Origin of the sequence: Nocardia sp. NPDC058480 (assembly GCF_042720495.1) — a bacterium.
Classification (GTDB): domain Bacteria; phylum Actinomycetota; class Actinomycetes; order Mycobacteriales; family Mycobacteriaceae; genus Nocardia.
The window spans coordinates 128,561-153,505 of record NZ_JBHXMN010000002.1 but is presented as its reverse complement, the minus strand read 5'-3'; the positions used below and the strand labels follow the sequence as shown (position 1 = coordinate 153,505).

Here is a 24,945-nt window from a genome sequence, read left to right as displayed (position 1 = left end):
TCTGGCATGGTTCCTCGACCTCTCGAACGGGAGCTGGCGACGTGCGCGGAAATGCCTCATTATGCAGGCAGTAGGCACGAAGGCCGACTCCGCGATTCTATGCGCCCATCGCCCCCGCCCGCGCATCGGCCCTCGTCGTCGGGTTCTCGCTCGCGAACCCACGTGCGCCGGATCCGGGCCCGTCGAGAACGTCCGCGATCCGGGCGAGCGCCGCCTCGCCCGCCATCGACCAGTGCGTGGCGTCGATGCCGTGCCGGTGGACTGTGCCCTCGACCGCGGTGGCCCAACTCGCCGCGCCCCGCGATCCGCTGGGATCGTCGACGGTGGCCGCGAAGTAGACGAGGTCGCCGTCGAAGGGCCGTGGACGATAGTCGTCGACCATTCGCATCGAGGCGGTGGCGGCGTCGATGATGCGGGCGATGCGGGCGCGGTCGAGTGCGGCCAGCGGTCCGCCGATACCCGCGGCCGCGGCGGCGAGACCCTCGGTGTCGAAGGCGAGATCGTCACCGGCCAGGCCGCCGAGCAGGTCGCCGACGGTGGGCATCGGAGTCTGTTCGGGTCCGTCGCCGAGCCAGCTGTCCATCATGGCCAGCTGCGCCACCTGCTCGCCACCGGCCTGCAAGCCGGTGGCGACGGCGTGGGCCAGTAACCCACCCAGCGACCAGCCGAGCAGGTGATACGGACCCTGCGGCTGCACTGCGCGGATGGCGGCGATGTAGCGCTGCGCCCAGGCATCGATGGTGCCGGGCAGCGGTTCGTCGGCGGTGAGGGCAGGCGACTGCAACCCGTAGATCGGGCGCTGCGGGTCGAGGTGGCGGGTGAGTCCGGCGAACGACCAGGACACACCGCCCACCGGGTGGATACAGAACAGTGGTGCGCCGGTGCCGCCCGCACGCAGCGGTAGCAGTACCGCGAACGCGTCGTCGCTCGAATCATCTTCGGCGCGTAGCCGTTCCACGACGACAGCGGGCGTGGGGCCGGTGAAGAACCACGCCACCGGCACCGCACTGCCCAGCGCTTCACTCAGTCGCGAGGACAGCTGGACCGCGGTGAGCGAGTTGCCGCCGAGGTCGAAGAAGTTGTCGTCCATGCCGATTCGGTCCAGTCCGAGCACGCCGGCGAACGCGCCGGCCACGAGTTGCTCGGTCGCGGTGATCGGCGCCCGATAGGTGGCTTGGCGAAGTTCCGGGCGCGGGAGGGCGCCACGATCGAGTTTGCCGGAGGCGTTGACCGGCAACGCGTCCAGCTCGAGCACCACCGCGGGCACCAGATAGCCGGGTAATTCCACGGCAAGCGCCGCACGCAGCGCTGCCGCATCGAGGAACGAACCGCCCTGCGCCACCGTGAAATCGGCAGCTCCAGCACTCGCACCGGCCGCCATACCGGCAGCTCGAGCGCTCGGATCGGCAGCAGCACCAGCAGCAGCGTCAGCGGCACGACCAACCGCACCGACAATGCCGCTCGGGTTGTCATCGGCACCGGCACGCTCGAACTCCTCGCAACGCGATGCGACGACGTAGGCGACGAGCCGATCCGCGCCGACCCCGGACACTACGGCGGCCGCGGCCTGCGCGACCCCCGGTTGCCGCTGGAGTGCGGCTTCGACTTCGCCCAGCTCGATGCGCTGCCCGTTGAGCTTCACCTGCAGATCGGCGCGACCGACGTATTCCAGTGCGGGAGTGCCCCTTCCACGCAGTCGGACGAGGTCGCCGGTGCGGTACATCCGCGCACCGACCGCTCCGAACGGATCGGACACGAACCGCTCAGCGGTGAGTTCGGCCGACCCCACATACCCGTGCGCGAGCTGTGCACCGCCGACATACAGTTCGCCGGTGACCCCCGGCAGCACCGGCCGCAGCCGGGCATCGAGCACATAGAGCCCGGTATTCCACACGGGTGCACCGATCGGCACCGTGACGAGGTCGTCGTCGGTCACCACGTGACTGCTCACCTGCACCGCGGTCTCGGTGGGCCCGTACAGGTTCACCACCTTCGCCCCCATCAGCGCCCGCACCTGCTGTGCCAGCGCAGCGGGCAACGCCTCGCCACCCGCGAAGACCCGACGCAGTGAATCACCCACGAAGTCGTCGGCGAGCCGCGACCGGGTTGCGCCTTGCTCTGCCGCTCCTGCGAGCGGTCCTCCTCCGACGTCACCTCGGTCAGCGGTGAACGCTCGGCCCGCGGTAGCGGACGCGTTCCGATCGGCGCGTGCCTGCACCAGGTGCGCGACGTACGCCGCGAGCAAGGTCGGCGCGAATTGCACTGTGTCGATGCGGTGTTCGGTGATCAGCGCGGCCAGGTAGGCCGGATCGCCGTGGCCGCCGGGGCGGGCGATGACCGTCCGGGCGCCGACCCGCTGCGGCAGCAGTAGTTCCCAGATCGAGGCGTCGAAGGTCGTCGGTGTCTTGTGCAGCACGGTGTCACCGGCGGCGAATCCGAAACGCTGTGCCAGCCAATCGAGTTGGTTGACGATCGCACGATGTGGGACGCCGACGCCCTTGGGCAGGCCGGTCGATCCGGACGTGAAGATCACGTACGCGGTGTGCTCCGGCAGCAGCGGGTGCACTCGCTCGGCGTCGCTGATCGGTCCCGCCGAGTAGGCGGTGAGGTCCACCGTGTCGAGCGAAACCACATCGAACCCGCGCAGCGGGAGCTCGGCGCCATCGCGGCCGGTGGTGAGCACGCAGGCCGGTTGTGCGATCCGCAGAATCCGGGTGACGCGCTCGGCCGGATGATCGGGATCGACAGGCACATAGGTGCCACCCGCCGCCAGCACCGCGTACACCCCGACGAGCAGCTCTGCCGACCGGCGCACGGCCACCGCCACCGCCGAATCCGGCCCGACACCGTGTTCGATCAGATGACGAGCGAGCCGGTTCACCCGTCCCGCGAATTCGGCGTAGGTGAGAACAGTGTCGCCGTCGATGAGCGCGACGGCATCCGGTGTCGCGGCGGCCTGGCGATCGAACGCCGCGGGCAGAACGCCGACCGTATCGGACTGACCCGGCAGTGTCATCACGTCCGGTGCCGCGGCGAGCTGACGGCCGGACTCCGCTGTGCCGCGCTGGGCGGCGGAGCCATCGATGAGCGGGTCCGATGCCGCAGCGATCCCGGACGTGCGACCCGGATACTCAGTGTCACACCACCTTTCGAGAGTTCGCCGGTCGTCGTCGGTGATCAGGTCGATATCGGCGACGATGCCCCCGGGGTCTGCCGTCACCGCGTCGAGCATCCGGACGTAGCCGTCGGCGATGCGGGTGGCTGTCTCGGCGTCGAACAGGTCGGTGGCGTAGGTCAGACTCACCGCGCAACCACCGTCGGCGATGTCGGCGAGCACCAGGTCCAGGTCGAACTTGGCGATGGCGGCGTCGGCCGCCATTCCGGTCACGGTGAGGTCGGGCAGGACCACCTCGACCGGGCTCGCGGCCAGGTTCTGGAATGCCAGCATCACCTGGAACAGCGGGCTGTGCGCGGTCGAACGTTTCGGATCGAGCACGTCGACGAGCCGCTCGAACGGCACCTCCGCGTTCTCGAAGGCATCCAGGTCCACCCGCCTGGTCTCGCGCAGCAGCGCGGAGAACGTGGCGGCGGGATCGACAGCGGTTCGCAGCACCAGCGTGTTGACGAACATGCCGACGAGATCGTCGAGTGCCTGCTCACCGCGACCCGCCACCGGGGTGCCGATCGCGATGTCGCCGGTGCCGCTCAGTCGTGCGAGTAGCGCGGCCAGCGCGGCGTGGGCGACCATGAACTCGCTGACGTCGGCGCGACGAGCCACCTGCGCCACCCGCTGCCAAACAGACTGCGGTACAACAGCGTCAACACTGGCACCACGGTGCGATGCGACGGCCGGACGTGGCCGGTCGACGGGAAGTTCGAGCAGACCGGGCAGCCCGGCCAGTTCGCTGCGCCAGAATCGCAGCTGTCGTGCGGCGACCGACTCGGCGTCGTCCTCGCTACCCAGCACCGCACGCTGCCACAGCGTGTAATCGGCGTACTGGACTTCCAGTGGCGCCCAACCGGGTTCGGTGCCGCCACGACGGGCGAGGTAGGCGGCGGTGGTGTCGCGCAGCAGCGGCCCGGCGGAGAATCCGTCGGCACTGATGTGATGGATCACCACGACGAGCACCACTTCGTCTGTGGCACAACGCAGTACGCGCACCCGCACGGGCGGTGCGACGGTGACATCGAATCCACGCCCGATCTCGGCCGCGACGATCGCCGGTACCGCGATCGGATCGACGGTCTCCACCACCGGTGCCGGCACGAACTCCCACACCGCCTGGTGCCCGATCCCGTCGATCGCGGGGTAGGCCGTGCGCAGCACCTCGTGCCGGTCGAGCACATCGGTGACCGCGGCGGCCAGCGCGCCCGCGTCGACATCGCCGGTGAGCCGCACCGCGATCGGGATGTTGTAGGCGGCGGATTCGGGATCGAGGCGATTGAGCAGCCACATGCGCTGCTGGGCCGCCGACAGCGGAATCCGTGCCGGTCGTTCGCCTGATATCAGCGCGATCCCCGCGCCACTGCCTGCCCACGCCGCGAGCTGGGCCGCCAGGTCGACCACGGTGGTCGCTTCGAACAGGGTCCGCACCGGCACCCGGGTCGACAATGCCGCGCCGAGCCGGGCGGCGACCCTGGTCGCGATGAGCGAGTTGCCGCCGAGTTCGAAGAAGTCGTCGTCGAGCCCGACCTGCTCGCGACCGAGTACCGCACCGAACACCTCGGCCACTGCCCGTTGCACGGCACTGACCGGGGCCCGGAACGGCCTCGCCACGAATTCCGGTGCGGGCAGGGCTTTCCGGTCGAGCTTGCCGGAAGTGTTGAGCGGGAAGGCGTGGAGCACGACGATCACCGACGGCACCATGTACGACGGCAACACCGTGCCAACGGCAGACCGCAGGGCAGCCGGATCCAGCTCCACGCCCGGCGTCGGCACCGTGTAGCCGACGAGCCGATCACCGGTCGCGCTCGGCGAGACCACCGCGGCCGCCTGACTGACCCCGGCCAAGCCCTGCAACGCGGTCTCGATCTCCCCGAGCTCGATGCGCTGACCACGGAACTTCACCTGGAAGTCGATGCGCGCCAGGTAGACCAGCACGCCGTCACGAGTCCAGCGCACGAGGTCGCCGGTCCGATACATGCGGGCACCCGCCGTCCCCGCGGCGGCGAAGGGGTCGGCGACGAAGCGATCCGCCGACAGGTCGGGCCGACCGAGGTAGCCGCGAGCCAACTGCGCACCGGCCAGATACAGCTCACCGGCGACACCAGGAGCCACCGGCCGCAACCGCTCGTCGAGCACATAGACCCTGGTGTTCCACTCGGGCACGCCGATCGGCACAGTCTGCCCGGTCGCGCCGTCGGCGGGCCAGGCGGTGACCGACACGGCGGCTTCGGTGGGACCGTACAGGTTGTGCACGGACGCAGGCGATTTCACGCGGAGCGCGCCCACTGTCTCCGGGGTGAGCGCCTCACCGATAGCGAAGACCAGCCGCAGACTCCGCAGCTGATCGGCCTCGGCGTGCGCGGCGAACATCGCCAGCATCGACGGCACGAAGTCGACGACGGTGATCCGCTGCGCGGCAACGAGTTCGGCGAGATACCGCGGGTCGCGATGACCATCCGGGGACGCGAGCACCAGCGTCGCACCCGCCGCAAGCGGTGCGAAGAAGCCCCACACCGACAGATCGAATCCGGCCGCCGATTTCTGGAGGTACACATCGTCGCCGTCGAGTTCGTACCGCGCGATCAGCCACGCGATCTGGTTGCGAACTCCGGCATGGCTCATCGCCACACCCTTGGGCCTGCCGGTCGATCCGGAGGTGAACAGCACGTAGGCGAGGTTCGAATCCCGTAGGGGGGCACGGAGTTCGGACTCTGCGACCGGTAGACCTGAATAGCGGGCAGCATCAGCGCCATCGAGCACGACGACCCTGGTCGGCGAGCCAACCGACGAAGCACCTGCCGCGGTCTCGACGACGTCATCGACTCCCCGGATCGGCGATCCCTCATTGCTCCCGATCGCAGAGAACGGTGACCCGAACGAATCGGCCGCGGGCTCCGAATCGGATTCGGCGACAACTGGAGCCGGCGTGACGACGTATCCGGATTCGGCAGGTGAGCCGCTTGCCGGTGCCGGCCCGTCGAATTCGTCCTCGGCGGTGGTGAGGAGCAGGTGCGGTCGCGCGGTGTCGAGGACCTGGGCAATGCGGTCTGCCGGGTGGTCCGGGTCGATCGGCACATACGCGCCGCCCGCGGTGAGCACCGCGTACATGGCCACGACCAGCGCGGTGGAGCGCCGGATGGCGAGCGCGACCAGCACATCAGGGCCGACACCTTCGTCGATCAGCCGCCGGGCCAGACGGTTGACCTGGGTGTCGAGTTCCGCGTACGTCAGTTCCGTGCCCTCGAAAACGAGCGCGGTCGCTTCGGGGCTGGCCCGGACCTGGGCCCGGAACGGCGTGAGTAGCGTTGCGGTGCTGTCGATCTCATGGGTGGTGGCGTTCCACTCGGTGAGGATGCGGGTGCGCTCCGCGGGTTCGAGCACATCCACGGCGTCCAGCGGTGTGTGCGGCGCCGCGGCGACGGCGGTGAGCAGCCGTTCCAGGCGGGCACCGATCGTCGTGGCGGTCTCGGCGTCGAACACGTCGTGCGCGAAGGTGAGCACGCCCGTGACACCGGCGGCCGTCCCGTCGGCCGCGTACTCGTCGCTGACGATGAGGTGCAGATCGAATTGCGACAGCTCGTTGTCGGTATCCAGTCCCGACACGGTGATCCCGGGCAGCGCCAGTTCGGCACGCTCGAAGTTCTGGAACGAGAAGCCGACCTGGAACAGCGGATGCCGGGCGGTGGAGCGGGTCGGATCGAGCACCTCGACGAGGCGTTCGAACGGCACCTCGGCATTGGCGTACACCGCGAGGTCGGTCGCGCGCTGGCGAATCAGCAACTGCCGGAACGACTCTCCCGCGCGCAGGCGGGTACGGAAGACCAGCGTGTTGACGAACATGCCGATCAGGTCTTCGAGTGCGGCCTCGCCACGCCCGGCGACCGGCGTACCGACCGTGATGTCGGAGCTGCCCGAGAGCCGACCGAGCAGAGCGGCGAACGCGGTGTGCACGACCATGAACAGCGTGGCCCCGGATTCCCTGGCCAACGCGCTGAGCCGGGTGTGCGTGCCCGCGTCCAGGGTTACCGGCACTGTCCCACCGGCGAGTGTCCGTACCGCCGGGCGCGGCCGGTCCAGTGGCAACGCCAGCTCATCGGGTAGATCGGCGAGTTCGCCGCGCCAGAAGTCGAGCTGGCGAGCCGCCACCGATTCGGGATCGGCTTCGTCGCCGAGCACCGCCCGCTGCCACAGCGCGTAGTCGGCGTACTGCACCGGCAGTGACGTCCACCGCGGCGCGGCACCCTCGCGGCGCGCGAGATAGGCCGTCATCAGGTCACGCACCAGCGGCGGCATCGACGAACCGTCGGCGCTGATGTGGTGCACCACCATGGCCAGTACCGCCTCGTCGGCGCTGATCCGGTACAGCACCACCTGCCACGGCACACCCGCGGTGACATCGAAGGTGGTGGCAGCCAGTGCTGTCACCGCCTCGAGGATCTCGTCCGCGTCGACATCGCGAACCCGCAGTGCGACACCGGCTTCGGCGGCGGACAGGATCCGTTGCTCCGGTCCGTCGGCGGTCTCGGGGTAGAAGGTCCGCAGCACTTCGTGCCGACCGACGAGATCATCCACCGCGGCGGCGAGCGCGTCCAGGTCGAGCACGCCACTGAGCCGGACCGCGATCGGCACGTTGTACCCGGCCGAATCGGGATCGAACCGATTGAGGAACCACATGCGCTGCTGGGCGGGCGAGAGCGGAATCGAAGCAGGCCGCTCCCCCGCAACCAGGGCCAGCCGGGCCACGCCGCCGTCGGCATCGAGCGCGGCAGCCAACGCGGCAACGACCGGCGTCTCGAAGATCCGCGCCACGGGCACCTGCCGGTTCAACGCGGCCCCGAGTCGCGCGGCAACCCGGGTAGCGATCAGCGAGTTGCCGCCCAGATCGAAGAAGTCGTCGTCGGCACCGACCGGTTCGGCACCGAGCACGTCGGCGACAACCGCGGCCACCAACCGCTCCAACGGTGTCGCCGGAGCACGGAACTCGCGTGCGACCACCTCCGGCGCAGGCAGCGCCCGCCGATCGAGCTTGCCGGAGGCATTGACCGGGAACTCACCGACAACAACGAACGCACTCGGCACCATGTAGGCCGGAAGCGCTTGCTGCAGGGCGACTTTCACCATGTCGAGGTCGAACGCCGAGCCGTCGCTTACGACACCACGGCGCACGACGGCGGCTGTGGCAGCGGCTGTGCCAGCGTCAGCGCCAGTGCCAGTGCCAGTGCCAGCGGCAGCGGCAGTGCCAGCGGCAGTGGCAGCGGCAGTGCCAGCGGCAGTGGCAGCGACAGTGGCAGCGGCAGCGGCAGCGGCAGCGGCAGCGGCAGCGGCAGCGGCAGCGGCAGTGCCAGCGGCAGCGGCAGCGGCAGCGGCAGCGGCAGCGGCAGCGGCAGCGGCAGTGCCAGTGGCAGCGGCAGCGGCAGTGGCAGCGGCAGTGGCAGCGGCAGCGGCAGCGGCAGTGGCAGTGGCAGTGGCAGTGGCAGTGGCAGTGGCAGTGGGAAGGGCGTCAGCAAAGGTAGAGGCGGCAGCAAAGGCATCGGCGTCGGCGGCGGCAACGTCGGCAGTCGCAGCGCCGTCAGCAAAGGAAGCGCCGGCAGTAGCGTTGACGTCGACAGCAACGTCGGCGGTGCCATCCTCAGCAGTGCTAGCCGTGTGGCTCGCCTGTACAGGGACGAGGTAGGCGGTGAGGTAGTCGCCGGTGCCGTCGTCACGGACGGTGACTACCGCGCGTTCGATGGTGTCGAGACCGGTGAGGACCGCTTCGATTTCGCCGAGCTCGATGCGCAGGCCGCGCAGTTTCACCTGGAAGTCGGTGCGGCCCAGGTATTCCAGTTCGCCCGAGCGCGTGCGGACCACGAGATCGCCGGTGCGGTACATGCGGTCGCCGGGGGCGCCGAGCGGGTTGGCGACGAAGCGGTCGGCGCACAGGTCGGGGCGGGCGAGGTAGCCGCGGGCCAGTTGGACGCCGGCCAGATACAGCTCACCCGGTGTGCCGACAGGAACGGGGCGCAGGCGGGCGTCGAGCACGTGCAGGGCAGTGTTGGCGACCGGGGCGCCGATCGGCACGGTGGCAGTGTCGACGTCGGTGACCTCGTGGAAGCTGACGTCGACGGCGGCCTCGGTGGGCCCGTACAGGTTGTGCACGGTGACACCGGGGATCAGCGCGCGCAGGCGCTGGGCATCGGCCGCGGGCAGCGCCTCACCGGAGGCGAACACCTGCCGCAGCGAAACACAGTCGTCGGCACGCGGTTCGGCGAGGAACGCCGCCAGCATCGACGGCACGAAGTGAGCGACGTCGACACCCGTGCGGGTGATGACCTCGGCCAGGTACGCGGGGTCGCGATGCCCCTCGGGACGAGCGATCACCAGGGTGGCACCGATCTGCAAGGGCCAGAACAGTTCCCACACCGACACGTCGAAGGTGATCGGCGTCTTCTGCAATACGGTGCCGGTGCCATCGAGCCGATAGGCATCCTGCATCCAGACCAGGCGGTTGACGATCGCGGAATGGGTAACCGCGACCCCCTTGGGCTTACCGGTCGAGCCGGAGGTGAACAGCACATACGCCAGGTCCGCGCCACGCAACGGCCGGATCCGGTCGGCATCGGTCACCGGGTGAGCACCGAACCCCGACAGGTCGAGCGCGGCGGGCTCGACGACACGCGTGGCAGGCCGGACTGCCAGACTGCCGAGTTCGTCTGCCCGCGTGCCGAATTCGTCTGCCCGCGTGCCGGGTTCGTCTGCCCGCCTGGCGGGTTCGTCTGCCCGACTGGCGGGTTCGCCTGCCCGACTGCCGGGTTCGCCTGCCCGACTGCCGAGGCCGTTCGCGCGCGTGCCGGACTCAACCGCGCGAAGGATGGATACGACTGTCCGTTGGCCGGATTCGAGGCGCGAATCGGGTTGAACTGTGTGTGAACCGGTTTCGGGGAAGTCGGCGGCGGCCAGCACGCAGACGGGAGCCGCGGTCGCCAGGACATCGGCGATCCGGTCGGCCGGGTGGTCGGGATCCAGCGGCAGGTACGCGGCACCGGTGGCCTGCACGGCGTAGATGGCGACCAGCAGATCGATGCCACGCCGGAGCCCGACACCGACCACCGCGCCGGGTCCGACCTGCTCGGCGATCAGCCATCGCGCCAGGCGGGCGACACGAACCGCGAACTCGCCGTAGGTGATCAGCTGTCCCTCGAACTCGAGGGCAACCGCGTCGGGGGTGCGCGCGGCCTGCGCGGCGAACAACGAGACCAATGTCGCGTCGGTGTCGAGCGGGGCGGCCGTGTCGTTCCACGCCGCGAGTTGGGCGGTCTCGGCGGCATCCAGGAGATCGATCTCGCCGACCGCGACGCTGTCATCGGCGACGACGGCGCTCAGCACCCGCACGAACCGCGCACCGAACGAAGCCACCGTGTCGGCGTCGAACAGATCGGTGGCATAGCGCAGCCACCCCCGCATTCCGGGTTCGCCCGCGGCACCGACGATCTCGTTGATCGCCAGGGACAGGTCGAACTGGGTGGTCGCGGCGGGCAGCGCGAACTCGTCGATCCGCAGCCCGGGCAGTTCGATGGTGGTGTCCTCGCGATGCTCGAACGCCAGCATCACCTGCGCGATCGGCGAATACGAGGTGGAGCGAACCGGATTCAGCTCGTCGACCAGTCGCTCGAACGGCAGATCGGCATTCGCGAAGGCCCGCAGATCGGCCGCCCGCACCTCGGCGAGCAGCGCACCGAACCCGGCACCGGCGTCGACCGCCGTCCGCAACACGAGGGTGTTGACGAACATCCCGACGAGATCGTCGAGCGCGGCATCGGCCCGCCCGGCGACCGGCGTGCCGACGAGAACATCCGCACCGGCGCCCTGACGAGACAGCAGCACCGCGAACGCCGCGTGCACCACCATGAAGGTGGACACCCCGTGGCGGCGAGCCAGCGCCTCGATCCCCGCGACCACTTCGGCGGGCACATCGAACCCGACAGCGCCACCAGCGCCCGTGCGCACAGCGGGCCGCGGCCGGTCTGCCGCCAGTTCGAGAACCGGTGTGATCCCGGCTAATTCATGACGCCAGTGCGCCAACTGCCGCGCCAGCCGCGACGCCGGGTCGGCCGCGTCGCCGAGCACGGCGTGCTGCCAGAGGGTGAAGTCCGGATACTGCACCGGCAACGGCTCCCACGCCGGAGCGATCCGCGCCGCGCGCGCGGCGTAGGCAGCGATCAGGTCACGTGCCAGCGGTGTGGTCGATACACCGTCGGCGGCGATGTGATGCACCGCGAGTACCAGCACATGCTCGGTCTCGCGCGAATCCGCATAATCCACAGCAGCGGGACGCGTTACATCGCCCATCGCCTCATCGGATAGGTGGTCCGCAGCTGCGACTCGCGTCGCGCGACGGAGTAGCGCGGCGCGCAGCGGCGGCTGGGTGGTCAGGTCGTAACCCTCGCCGATGATGGTGCGCACGGTGTCGGCGAGATCGGCCTCGGCGATCTCGTGTACGACGGTGGCGGGCAACACCGCGTCGACGGGCAGGACCACCTGGGTCGGACCATCGGCGTCTTCCGGAAAGACGGTGCGCAGTGATTCGTGCCGGTCCAGGACGTCGGCGAGCGCCGCCCACAGGGCATCGGTGTCGAGGTCGCCGGTCAGGCGCAGGGCGATCGGCAGGGTGTAGACGGCCGATTCGGGATCGATCCGGTTCAGCAGCCACAGGCGAGTCTGCGCCAGCGACAGCGGGATTCGGTCCGGGCGCGGTCCCACGACGGCCAGCGCGGGCACCTGTTCGCCGCCGGTGCCAGCACGCTCGGCGAGTCCGGCGACGGTCGGGGCGTCGAACACGTCGCGCACGTCCAGCGCACTGCCGAGCGCCGCGTTGGCTCGGGCGACGAGCCGCATCGCGAGCAGTGAATTGCCACCGACGGCGAAGAAGTCGTCGTTGGCACCGACACGCGCCACCCCGAGCAGTTCACCGATCACACCCGCCAGAGCGGTCTGCGCGCCCGGTCGGGGCGCCACGTATTCGGTGGTGGTGGACAGGTCTGCGGCCGGTAGCGCGGCCCGGTCGAGTTTGCCCGCGGAGTTGAGCGGCACGGTGTCGAGCACCAGCAGATGCGAGGGCACCATGTACGCGGGCACCCGGCCCGCGACGTGCGCGCGCACCGCCACGATGTCGACCTCGCCCGCGACGTATCCGACCAGGCATTGGCGGCCTGCGTCGTCGGTGGCGGGCAGCACGGTCGCGTGGGTGACCCCGGGTGCGTCGCCGAGCGCGGTCTCGATCTCGCCCAGCTCGATCCGCAGTCCACGGATCTTCACCTGGAAGTCGTTGCGGCCCAGGTAAACCAGCGCACCGTCCCGATCGCGGCGCACCAGGTCGCCGGTGCGGTACATGCGGGCACCGTCGGCCCCGAACGGATCGGCGACGAAGCGGTCGGCGGTCAGGTCGGGCCTGCCGAGGTAGCCGCGGGCCAGCTGATCGCCCGCGAGGTACAGCTCTCCCGCGACCCCGCCGGGCACCAGGTGCAGCCGCTCGTCGAGGACGTAGGCGCGCACGTTCCAGGTCGGCCTGCCGATGGGCAGCTCGGTCTGCTCGACCGGCGCGGTGATCTGCCCGAAGGTGCTGGTGATCGCTACTTCGGTGGGGCCGTAGGTGTTGTGCAGCTCGCCGGGGATCGCGGCGAGCACGGTCGCCGCGAGCGGGGCTGGCAGTTCCTCGCCGCCCACGTGCAGCATCCGCAGCCCGCGCAGTGCGTCGCCGAGCCCTTCGGCGAGCATCGCGGCCAGCACCGACGGCACGATCTCCATGATGGTGACGCCCTGCTCACGCACCACTCGCGCCTGATAATCCAGGTCGAGGTGACCGCCGGGGCGCAGCAGCACCAGCGGCGCACCGAGCAAGGCGGGAGCCAGCAGTTCCCAGAGCGAGACATCGAAGGTGAGCGGCGCGCGCTGCAGGAAACGATCCGCCGCGGTCATGCTGTATTCACCACGCAGCCAGCAGATTTCGTTGACGACGGCCCGATGCGAGATCAGCACACCCTTCGGTGTACCGGTGGAGCCGGAGGTGAACAGTACATAGGCCGGGTGCTCGGGGTGCAGTGGCGCGAGGCGTTCGGCATCGGTGAGCGGGCGGCCCGAGACAGTGTCGTGCGCGGAATCCTCGAGCTGGGCGACGGTGAGTACGGGGAATCCGGAGCGCGACGCGGCGGCGAAATGTACGGAGGCCGTGGCGGATCGGATCCCGCTGTCCACATGGTCGAGGTCACCGGCGGACGCGACAACGACGAGTCGTGGCGTAGCGGTCTCGAGCACATGCCCGATGCGTTCGGCGGGCTGGCCCGCGTCGATCGGCACGTACACGCCACCGGCGGCGAGCACGCCGTGCAGCACCACCAGCAGTTCGATGCTGCGCGGAACAGCTACGGCCACCGGCGTTTCCGGCCCGACGCCACAGTCGATCAACCGCCGGGCGAGCCGGTTGGCCCTGGCGGCGAGCGCACCGTAGGTGATCTCGGCGCCTTCGAACACCGCCGCCACCGCCCGCGGATCTCGCGCGGCCGCGGCATCGAGCAGATGGGCGGCCAGTGGGGCGCGTACGCCCAGTTCGGCCAGTGCGCTGCCGAGTGGAACCACGTCGCCGTGGGGGCCCGCCAGCAGCGTGGCCTCGTCGGTGTCGGCGAGCAGGGCGAGGTCGCCGACCGCGGTGCCGGGTGCGGTGACCGCGTTCCGCAGCACCCGCTCGAGCATCGCGACCATCGTCGCGACGGTGTCGGCGTCGAAAAGGTCGGTGGCGTAGCGCAGTTCGAGGTCGAGACCGTCGGGTGCGCCATCGGGGGCGAATCGGTCGACGAAGGTGAAGTCCAGATCCACTTCGATCGGCGCATCCGGCAGGGTCAGCCCCGACAGGGTGAGACCGGGCAGTTCGAACGCGGTCCTGCGCTGGTTCTGTAGCGCGAGCGAGATCTGATACAGCGGCGAATAGCCCTGTGAGCGAGCGGGATTCAGCGCGTCGACCAGGCTTTCGAACGGCACATCGGCGTTGTCGAAGGCGTCGAGATCGTCGGCGCGGACCTCGTCGAGCAGATCACCGAAGCGGGCGTCGGCACTGACCCGCGCACGCAACACGAGCGTATTGACGAACATGCCGACGATGTCGTCGAGTTCGCGATGACCGCGACCGGCCACGGGTGTGCCGACAACGATGTCGGCACCGGCCGAGAGCCGTGCCAGCAGCACCGACAGGCCCGCGTGCAGCACCATGAACGGGGTGGCGCGGTGCGCACGCGCCAGCTCCTCGATCCCGCGATGCAGGTCGGCACCGAGGGTGGTCATGAAGGTGGCGCCCCGGTTCGAGGCGATCAGCGGCCTGCGACGGTCGGCGGGCAGCGTCAGGACATCGGGTAGGCCCGCGAGTCGGTGGGTCCAGTACCCGAGCTGGCGGGCCAGCGGTGCGTCCGGGTCGTCGGCGCTGCCGAGTCCCTCGGTCTGCCATAGCGCGTAGTCGGCGTAGTGCACGGCCAGCGCGGGCAGTTGCGGTTGCGCGCCCGCCGCGCGGGTGGCATAGGCGGCCACCAGATCGCGAGTCAGCGGGCCCATCGACCAGCCGTCGGCCGCGATGTGGTGCACGACGAGCACCAGCACGTGTTCGGTCGCCGCCACCTGAAGCAGTGCGGCGCGCACCGGCACCTCGGTGGTGATCTCGAAACCACCGGCGAGGACGGCGGCCACCGCCGCGGGCACATCATCGGCCTCGACGTCGGCGACAGCGAGAGCGGGCACGAACGGCGGGCCAACGAGTTGCGTCGCCTGCCCGTCGAATTCGGGATAGGTGGTGCGCAATGTCTCGTGCCGGTCGATCAGGTCACCCAACGCACCGCGCAGCGCCTTCGTGTCGAGTTCGCCGCTGAGCCGGATCGCGACCGGGATGTGGTACGCGGCGGAGTCCGGATCGAAGCGGTGCAGAAACCACATCCGCTGCTGCGCGGGCGAGAGCGGAATCCGCTGCGGCCGTTGACCTGCCACGGGTCCACGCCTGCTGCCGGTGCCACGCAGCGCGTCCAGCCGCACCGCGAGTCCATCGACGGTGCTCGCCTCGAACAGCTCCCGCACGGCCACCCTGGCATCCAACGCGGCACCGAGCCGCGCCGCTACCTGGGTCGCCAGCAGGGAATTGCCGCCGAGGGCGAAGAAGTCGTCACCCGCACCGACCTGGTCGAGGTCGAGTACTCCGGCAAAGGTCGCGGCAACGACCCGCTCGGTGGCGGTGGCCGGTTCGCGATAGTCGAGCTGCCGTGATTGCGGCGCGGGCAACGCCCGGCGGTCGAGCTTGCCGGAAGCATTGACGGGCAATTCGTCGAGGAAGACGTAGGCACCCGGCGCCATGTAGGAGGGCAGGGTCGCGACGATCGCGGCGTCGAGATCGGCGGGGCTGGGGACTGTCGACGAGACAGGCACCGAACCGGCTGCTGCGGTGTCGGCGGCCGCGAGGACAGCACGAACCGCACCGTCTCCGTCGGAATCGGCGCCGCGACCCCTGGTGGCGATGTCGGTGCCGAGCACGGCATCTGGTGCGAGCGCGGCATCCGGGCCGCCGGAGTCCGAGGCTCCCGCCTTCTCGCGCGGCACGACCTCGGGTGTACCGGCGGCACGGACGACGTAGGCGACGAGCTGGTCGGGCCTGCCTTCGTCCGAGCGGACCAGGACGGCGACACGGCTGATTCCTGGAACAGCGGCGATCGCGGCTTCGATCTCGGCGGGCTCGATGCGCAGGCCGCGTAGCTTCACCTGGAAGTCGGTGCGGCCCAGGTAGTGCAGCGCCGGGCCGTCGGGGCCGGTGCGCCAGGTGACGAGGTCGCCGGTGCGGTACAGGCGTTCGCCCGCGCCGAAGGGGTCGGCGATGAAACGTTCGGCGGTGAGGTCGGCGCGGCCGTGGTAGCCGTCGGCGAGCTGAGCGCCCGCCACATACAACTCACCCGGAACACCCGCCGGAACGGGATGCAGGCGCGAATCCAGCACGTAGACACGGGTATCGGCGACCGGCGCACCGATCGGCACCGTGGCACTCCGCTCGTCACCGGCCTCGTATGCGGTGACCTGGATGGCGGTTTCGGTGGGGCCGTACAGGTTGACCACGGTCGCGCCGGTGCTCGTGCGCACCCGCCGCGCCAGGTCGGTCATCAGCGCCTCACCGCCCGCGAAGACCATTCGCAACGAATCCGCTTGCGCGCAAGCCGGTTCCGCCACCACAGCGGCGAGTACCGACGGCACGTACTGGACGACGCTCACTCCATGACGCACGGTGGCCGCCGCCAGGTACGCCGGGTCGCGATGCCCGTCGGCGGTGGCGAGCACCAGCCGAGCACCGACCTGCAACGGCCACAGCAGTTCCCACACCGACGCGTCGAAGGTGAACGGCGTCTTCTGCAGCACCACATCGTCGACACCGAGCGGGTATTCCCGCTGCAGCCAACGCAACTGGTTCACCACAGCCTTGTGCGGCACGGCCACACCCTTCGGCCGACCGGTTGACCCCGAGGTGAACAGCACATAGGCCAGGTGCTCGGGACGCAGCGGCGCGACCCGCTCGTCATCGGTGATCGGCTCGCCGGACAGTTCCGACAGATCGAGCCCATCGACCTCCAGCACCGACTCGCCTACAGCCATACCACTTCCGGCAACCGTCAGCACACAGACCGGTGCCGTCTGCGCCAGCACAGAGGCAGTCCGCTCGGCCGGATGATCGGGATCCACCGGCACATACGCCGCCCCGGCCGCGAGCACCGCGTGCACCGCGACCAACTGCTCCGCGCCACGACGCATCGCCACCGCGACCAGCGAGCCCGGACCCGCCCCTAGCCCGATCAGATGACGGGCCAGCCGTGCGACTCGAACACCGAACTCCGCGTACGAAAGCTCCACTGCTGCCGTGGAATCGCCGGTGTCACGCGAGGAAACCTCAGAAGCCGCTCCCCCAGCGTGATGTGCGGCGAGCTGACGCGTAGCCGTCGTAGCGGCGCCCCAGGCGGCCGACGCTGTCGCGTCACCGGCCGCGGCGGGGTCCGTGTCGACGACCACGGCGATTGCGTGGGGAGTTGCGGCGGCCTGGTCGGCGAGGAGTGCGGCGAGAGTTGCGGCTTGGCCGGTGGCGGTGGCGGTGTCGTTCCACGTGGTCAGGAGTTGGGTCTGCTCGGCCGGGTCGAGGAGGTCGACGTCGCCGACGGGGCGGGTCGGGTCGGCGAGAACGGCGGTGAGTACGCGGTGCAGACGGGTGGCGAAGCCGGCGATGGTGGCCGCGTCGAACAGGTCGGTGGCGTACAGGAAGGCGCCGGAAATGCCGGCGGGAGTGCCGTTGTCGTCACGATGTTCGGTGAGGGTGAGCTCCAGGTCGAACTTGGCGACGCCGGTCGGCAGGTCGTAGCCCGCGACGGCGAGACCGGGCAGCGCGAGCTCGCTCGGAGTGTCCTCGTTGAGGGACAGCATCACCTGGAACAGCGGGTTGCGGGCGGTGGAGCGGACCGGGTCGAGGATCTCGACCAGGCGCTCGAACGGGACGTCGGCGTGACCGAAGGCCGCGAGGTCGGTAGCGCGGGCCCGGGCGATCAGCTCGGTGAACGGGGTCGCGGGCGCGACTTCGGTGCGCAGCACGAGCGTGTTGACGAACATGCCGACCAGATCGTCGAGCGCGCGTTCACCACGTCCCGACACCGGGGTGCCGATCGCGATATCGGCGGTTGCCGACAACCGCGCCAGCAGTATCGCGAACACCGCGTGCGCGGCCATGAACACCGTCACACCCTGTGCGCGAGCGAATTCGGCCAGCGCCCGATGGGTGTCGGCATCGATCTCGACGTTGTGCATCGCCCCGCGGCGAGAAGCGACCGCGGGCCGGGTCCGGTCGGTGGGCAGCTCCAACTGCTCGGGCACTCCCGCCAGCGCAGCGCGCCAGAACGAGAGCTGCTCGGCCGCCACCGATTTCGGATCGGCCGCGTCGCCGAGCACCGTGTGCTGCCACACGGCGTAGTCGGCATATTGCACGTCCAACGGCATCCAGCTCGGGGCCTCGCCGGTGGCGCGCGCGCCGTAGGCCGTGAGCACGTCCCGGATCAACGGCCCGAACGAGAAACCATCGGCCGCGATGTGGTGCAACACGATGACCAGCACATACTCCGCAGCAGACCCTGCCGAGTCCACCGCCCCGGTCCGCCGGAAGGCCCGTTCACGATCAACAGTCGTGCGATCCAGCGACCGCGCACGTCCTACGGGTCCGACGTGATCAACCGTCCCAGCGCCATCAGCTGATCCAGCGTGATCAACCGATGCAGCATGATCCACCGCGTCGACTTGTCCCATGGAGTCGGCGCGTTCCGCCAAGGGACCGGGGGTCGCACGGTCGACGTCGATTTCCGACGAATCAGCATGTGTTGCCACCGTGTTCGCGGCAACGCGGAACAAGGTCGCGCGGATCGGGGCATCGACGGTGAGGTCGAAGCCGGTAGCGGCGAAGGTGCGTACGGCATCGGACAGTTCGGTCGCGCCCACGAGGTGGGGGTGAACCTCGCGGATGATGCCGGTTGCCGGGAGGATCTCGGCGATGGCGTTGCCGTCGAGCTCCGGGTAGCGGGTGCGCAGGACCTCGTGCCGGTCCAGCACGTCGACGATCGCCGCCTGGAGTGCGGCGATGTCGAGGGCGCCGGTGAGGCGGACAGCCATCGGGATGTTGTCGGTGGCCGAGCCGGGGTCGAAGCGGTTCAGGAACCACATGCGCTGCTGGGCGGGCGAGAGCGGAAGCGGATCCGGGCGGGGTCCTGCCACCAGAGCGGGGCCGGTGCCCGTCCCACGCAGAGGGTCGGCCGCCGCGGCGAGGGTCAGCACGGTCGAGGTGTCGAAAAGCTGGCGGATCGGGATGCGGATGTCGAGGTCGGTGCCGATGCGTGCCATCAACCGGGTGGCGAGCAGCGAGTTGCCGCCCAGGTCGAAGAAGTCGTCGTCGCGGCCCACCCGGTCCAGTCCGAGTACCTCGGCGAAGGCGGCGGCCACGACCTGCTCCGCGCCGGTTTCGGGTGCGCGGTAGACGGCGGCTTCGAAGACCGGCGCGGGCAGTGCGGACCGGTCGAGCTTGCCCACCGGAGTCAATGGCACAGCCTCGAGGGCGACGATCGCGGCAGGCACCATGTGTGCGGGCAGGTGCGCGGCGGTGTGCGCGATGAGGGTCGCGGTGTCGATCGTGGCTCCGGCGACGGGAACCACATACGACACCAGCAGGGTCGCGCCCGCATCGGTGCGGTGGCCGATGGTCGCGGCGAAATCGACCGCCCGATGGCGGGCGAGGACCGCGTCGATCTCGCCGAGTTCGATCCGGAAGCCGCGTACCTTCACCTGGAAGTCGTTGCGGCCCAGGTATTCCAGGTCGAGCGAACCAGCACGCCGCACCCACCGCACGGTGTCGCCCGTGCGGTACATCCGATCACCGGGCGCGCCATGGGGATTGGTGACGAACCGGCCCGCCGTCAGCGCGGGCCTGCGGTGGTAGCCGCGCGCGAGCTGGGCACCTGCGATGTACAGCTCGCCGACGACGCCGACGGGTACCGGTCGCAGCCGCTCGTCGAGCACCAGCTCGGTGGTGCCCTCGACGGGCGCGCCGAGGGTGACAGGCGTTGTCGCGCTGAGTGGTTCGCTGATATTGGTGACGATGGTCGTCTCGGTCGGGCCGTACCCGTTGCGGAAGATCAGCCCCGGAATCGCGGCCGTCCAGCGTGCGACCAGTTCCCCGGGGCACGCCTCACCACCGACCACCACCACCCGCAGCTCGTCGAGCCCTTCCGGGTTCACCGTCGCCAACGCCGAGGGCGTGATGACCACGTGGGTCACCCGCTCGACCCGCAACAGTTCACCCAGCTCCGCCCCGCCGAACACGCCGGCGGGCGCGACAACCATCGTCGCCCCCTCGGTCACCGTCAGCAGCAGCTCGGCCACGGAAATGTCGAACGACGGCGACGCCACGTGCAATACCCGCGAATCCGCCGATGCCAGATACCGCCCCGCCTGCACCGGCAGATACGCCGCCACCGCACCGTGCGGAATCACGACGCCCTTGGGCAGACCCGTGGTTCCGGAGGTGTAGATGACATATGCCGGATCGAGCGGATCCACCGCACGTCCACCCGGCACGCCGTTCGAGAAGGTGTCATCACCTGTCGAGATCGCGTCGTCGACGCCACCGCGACGATCGCCGACACCGGCATCAGCATCAGCATCAGCATCAGCATCGGTATCGGTATCGGGATCAGTGCTATCCGACGCTGTCGAATGACCGGCTCCGACGCCCCGTTCGGCCGCATCACCACGAGCGGCCGCGGCGGTAGGCAGCAGCGGATCGACCACGAGCCAGTTCACTGTGGAGGGCAAATCCGCCAGCACCGCATCGATGGTGATGCCCGCCGCCGCGCCGGAATCGGCGAGCATGTGGGCGATGCGGTCGGCAGGGTAGTTCGGGTCGACCGGAAGGAAGCCTGCCCCGGACTTCACCACGGCCCAGACCGCGGTGACCGAGTCCGCCGAGCGCGGGATACTCACGGCGACAAGGTCACCCGCGCCGATGCCGAGGGCGGTCAGACGGGCGGCCAGGTGCGCGGAGGCCGCATCGAGCTCGCCGTAGGTGAGGGTACGGGCACCGTCGCGGATCGCGATCACGGTGGGGTCGGCGGCGGCACGCGACAACACTTCCGGCAGCAAGGGAGCGGGAGTCGACGGGCCGCCGCTGCGGGTGGTCAGTTCATCGAGCTCGGTGTCGATCAGCAAGGGCAGATCGGCGACGGGTGTCTGCGGGGCAGCGGCGATCGCGGCGAGCAAACCGGTGAAGCGACGCACCATGCCGATCACGGTCGGCTCGTCGAATAGATCTGTGGCGTACGAGAATTCGCCGAGCAACCCCGTGGTCTCGGAATCGCGCACAGTCACCGAAAGATCGAACTTCTCGACGTCATAGGGCAGGTCGACAGCGGCAGCCCGCAGGCCTGGAAGTTCGAAGGTGGTCGGTGGCAGGTTCTGCAGCGACAGCGCGACCTGGAACAGCGGATGGCGACCACCGGAACGCGACGGCGCGAGCACCTCGACGAGTCGCTCGAACGGCACGGTGGTGTGGTCGAACGCGGCCAGATCCCCGGCGCGGACGCGGCCGAGCAGCTCGGCGAACGGTTCCGCGCCACGCACCTGGCTGCGCAACACAGCGGTATTGACGAACATGCCGATGACGTCGTCGAGTTCCGCCGCGCCGCGTCCCGCGACCGGACTGCCGATCGCCACATCGGCAGTGCCCGACAGTCGCGCGACCAGCACCGACAGCGCCGCGTGCAGGACCATGAACAGCGTCGCACCGTGTTCCGCCGCAACAGCATTCAGCGTGGCGACAACGTCCGCGTCGAGCTCGAACTCGACCCGGCGTCCGTGCATCGACGCGACGGCGGGGCGAGGCCGGTCGGTCGGCAGGCCCGACTCATCCGGCAGCCCGGCCAGCGAATCTCGCCAGAACGCGATCTCCCGCCCGGCCTGCGAGTCGGCATCACCTTCCGCGCCGAGGACAGCACGCTGCCACAGGGTGTAGTCGGCGTACTGCACCGGCAACGGCGCCCACTGCGGCGCCGCGCCTTCGGTACGCGCGTAGTAGGCGGCCATCGTGTCGCGCACCAGCGGACCGGCCGACCAGCCGTCGGCGGCGATGTGATGCACCACCAGCACCAACACGTGATCGCCGTCGACCTCGAACAACCTGGCCCGAATCGGCGGTGCGGCAGTGACGTCGAATCCGCGCAGGATCACCGCGGCCAGCACTCCGGGAAGTTCTCGAGCACCGATGCTGACCGGTTCGAGGTACCTCGCTACACCGTTGACCAGTGGGTTCGCCCCACCACCGAAGCTCACCGTGTCGGCAGCGTGAATTCCACCACCCACGCCGACCGCCGCACCGGCGTCGGCCGCACGGATCTCCGAGTTCGACTCGGCGACAAGCATTTCGAGCGCATCAGCGGGCGTGAGCACCTGCTGCGTTCCCACGCCGCCGACCTCGGGGTACACCGTGCGTAGTACCTCGTGCCGAGCGATCAGGTCGCCGACCGCCGCCCGCAACGCGTCCTGATCCAGCACACCCGACAACCGCACCGCGATCGGAATGTTGTAAGCCCCGGCCTCGGGATCGAACCGGTTCAGAAACCACATCCGCTGCTGCGCCGGCGAGAGCGGCACCACCTCGGGACGCGGCCCCGCGACGAGCGCGGGCCGCTCGTCGACCACGCCGCCTTCGACCAGCTTCGCGAGCACAGCGACAGTCGGGCTGTCGAAGAAGTCGCGAACATCCACGCGCACACCGAAATTCGCCTGCAACCGCCCGATGGCCCTGGTCGCGATCAGCGAGTTGCCGCCGAGGCGGAAGAAGTCGTCGTCCAACCCGATGGTCTGCACCCCGAGCAGCTCGGCGAACAACGCGGCGACCGAACGTTCGGTCGCGGTGCGTGGCTCCCGGAATTGCGCGGCCGCAACCCGGAAGTCGGGTTCCGGCAACGCCTTCCGGTCCAGCTTTCCGCTGGCATTGATCGGCATCGCGTCCAGCCGCACCAGCAGCGACGGCACCATGTACTCCGGCATCGACGCCTTCGCGTGCGCGACCAACTCGGCCTCGTCGATGGCCGCACCGTCGCCGCTCACCACATAGCCGACCAGTGCCTCACCCGCGGCATGCCGATGCAGCACCACCGCGGCATTGCCCACCCGCGGATGCGCGGCCAACACGGCCTCGATCTCCCCCAGCTCGATCCGCAGACCACGCAGTTTCACCTGAAAGTCGGTGCGCCCCAGATACTCCAGCTCACCACGCGACTCACGCACCAGGTCACCGGTGCGATACATCCGCTCACCGGCCACGCCGTAGGGGTTGGCGACGAACCGGTCCGCGGTCAGACCTGGCCGCGCCACATACCCGCGAGCCAACTGAACACCCGACAGGTACAGCTCGCCGACCACTCCAACGGGCACCTGATCGAGATTCTCGTCGAGCACCAGCAGCCCGGTGTCATCGGCCGGACCACCGATCGGCACCGACACCTCGTCGAGCGCGGTCACTTCGTGCGCGGTGACGTCGACGGCCGCCTCGGTGGGCCCGTACAGATTGTGCAGCGCGGTCGAGGACAGCTTGCGCAGCCGGGCGGCAGTGGCAGCGGGCAGCGCCTCGCCCGAGGCGAACACCATCCGCAACGACGACAGATCCACCTCGGGCCCCAGCTCACCGACGAACGCGGCCAGCATGGACGGCACGAAGTGCGTCACGGTGACTCGATGCGCCGCGATCAACGACGCCAGATACGCGGGATCACCGTGGCGCCCCGGTTCGGCGACAACGAGCCGAGCACCGATCTGCAAGGGCCAGAACAGTTCCCACACCGACACATCGAAGGTGTAGGGCGTCTTCTGCAGTACCACATCGGCATCGGTCATGCCGTAGCGGCGCTGCCGCCAATCCAGGTTCGCCACGATCGCCCCGTGGGTCACCGCCACCCCCTTCGGGCGGCCCGTGGAACCGGAGGTGAAGATGACGTAGGCCGTATTGTCGGCCCGCGCCGCGGAAGCCACCACGCCGGGCGCCGCGTCCCAGTCGATGTCATCGGTGCGCAGCACCGGCGCGCCGTTGAGATCCGGCTCATCGCAGGCACGCGTCACGACCACTACCGGCCGCGCCACCTCGAGCACATAGTGCAGCCGGTCCACCGGATGATCGGGGTCGAGCGGCACGTACGCACCACCCGCCCGCACGATCGCGTGCACCGCGACGATCAACTCGACGCTGCGTCGCAGTGCCAACCCGACCAGCGTCTCGGGGCCGACGCCCGACTCGACCAGCCGCACCGCCAGCACCCGCACCCTGGCATCGAATTCCGCGTAGGTGAGCACCTCGTCACCGAACTGCACCGCGACCCGATCAGGCGTCCGAGCCACTTGCGCGGCGAACCGATCGACCAGCGTCGCGGCGGCCGCCACCTCCATCCCCAACGCGGCCATCGCATCACCGGCGAGTGAATCCAGCAGCACACCGAAGGTCCCCTCGGCGGCATCGACCACGCCGGGGAACAACTCGGCGAGCACCACCTGCACGAGTGTGTCCGCGTCCAGCGCCCCACCGGTGAGCTCGGCCATCAGCGTGAGCTGGGCATCGAGATCGGCATAGGACACCGCGGTGCCGTCGAACTCGACCGCGATCCGCGCCGGATCCATCGCCGCGACCGTCGCCACCAGCGCTGCCAGCTGTTCTGTTTCCGCGCGCGCCGGAGTGGGGTTGGTCATCGCACACTGCCTTCCATTACCGGCCGCGGGTAACGCCACGCGGCCGCACAAACTCTCGGAACTCCCCGGCTCGCACCGGGGTGAGGTGGATCGGCGGGGGGTGGCCAACCTCGGGCACCCTGCCCGAAATCCACCCGCTCACACCGGATTCAGTGCGATCGGCTATGACACGATCGCGGCAATCCGGCTCGCCGCCACACAACCAGCAATGACTCGGCTATCTCCCGACCTCCATCGTCAACCCCGACACCTGAACCACGCGTGGCGAACACGAGGAGAAGCGTATTCGTTTCAATAATAAACCGGACCAGATTCAGTCAAAATCACGGCTGGACGACTCACTTTTCGACGCTGAGAACGGTCCAGCGATCCGACCGCGTACGCCGAGCCGACAGCGGTCGGCGCGCCGCTCTCGATGGGCGGCATCACGGCTGTCGACACAGATTCTTACTGTGTCCGGACACACTAAGCGAGAC

Annotated in this window: 1 protein-coding gene; it reads right to left on the bottom strand. The window is 69.6% G+C overall.

Annotation, left to right across the window (positions count from 1 at the left end):
* Window positions 1-97: 97 nt before the first annotated feature.
* Window positions 98-24,469 carry a non-ribosomal peptide synthase/polyketide synthase gene (locus tag ACFWO8_RS06070; protein ID WP_378944319.1) on the bottom strand — a complete coding sequence of 8,124 codons (24,372 nt, stop codon included), beginning with the start codon at window positions 24,467-24,469 and terminating at the stop codon, window positions 98-100.
* Window positions 24,470-24,945 lie beyond the last annotated feature (476 nt).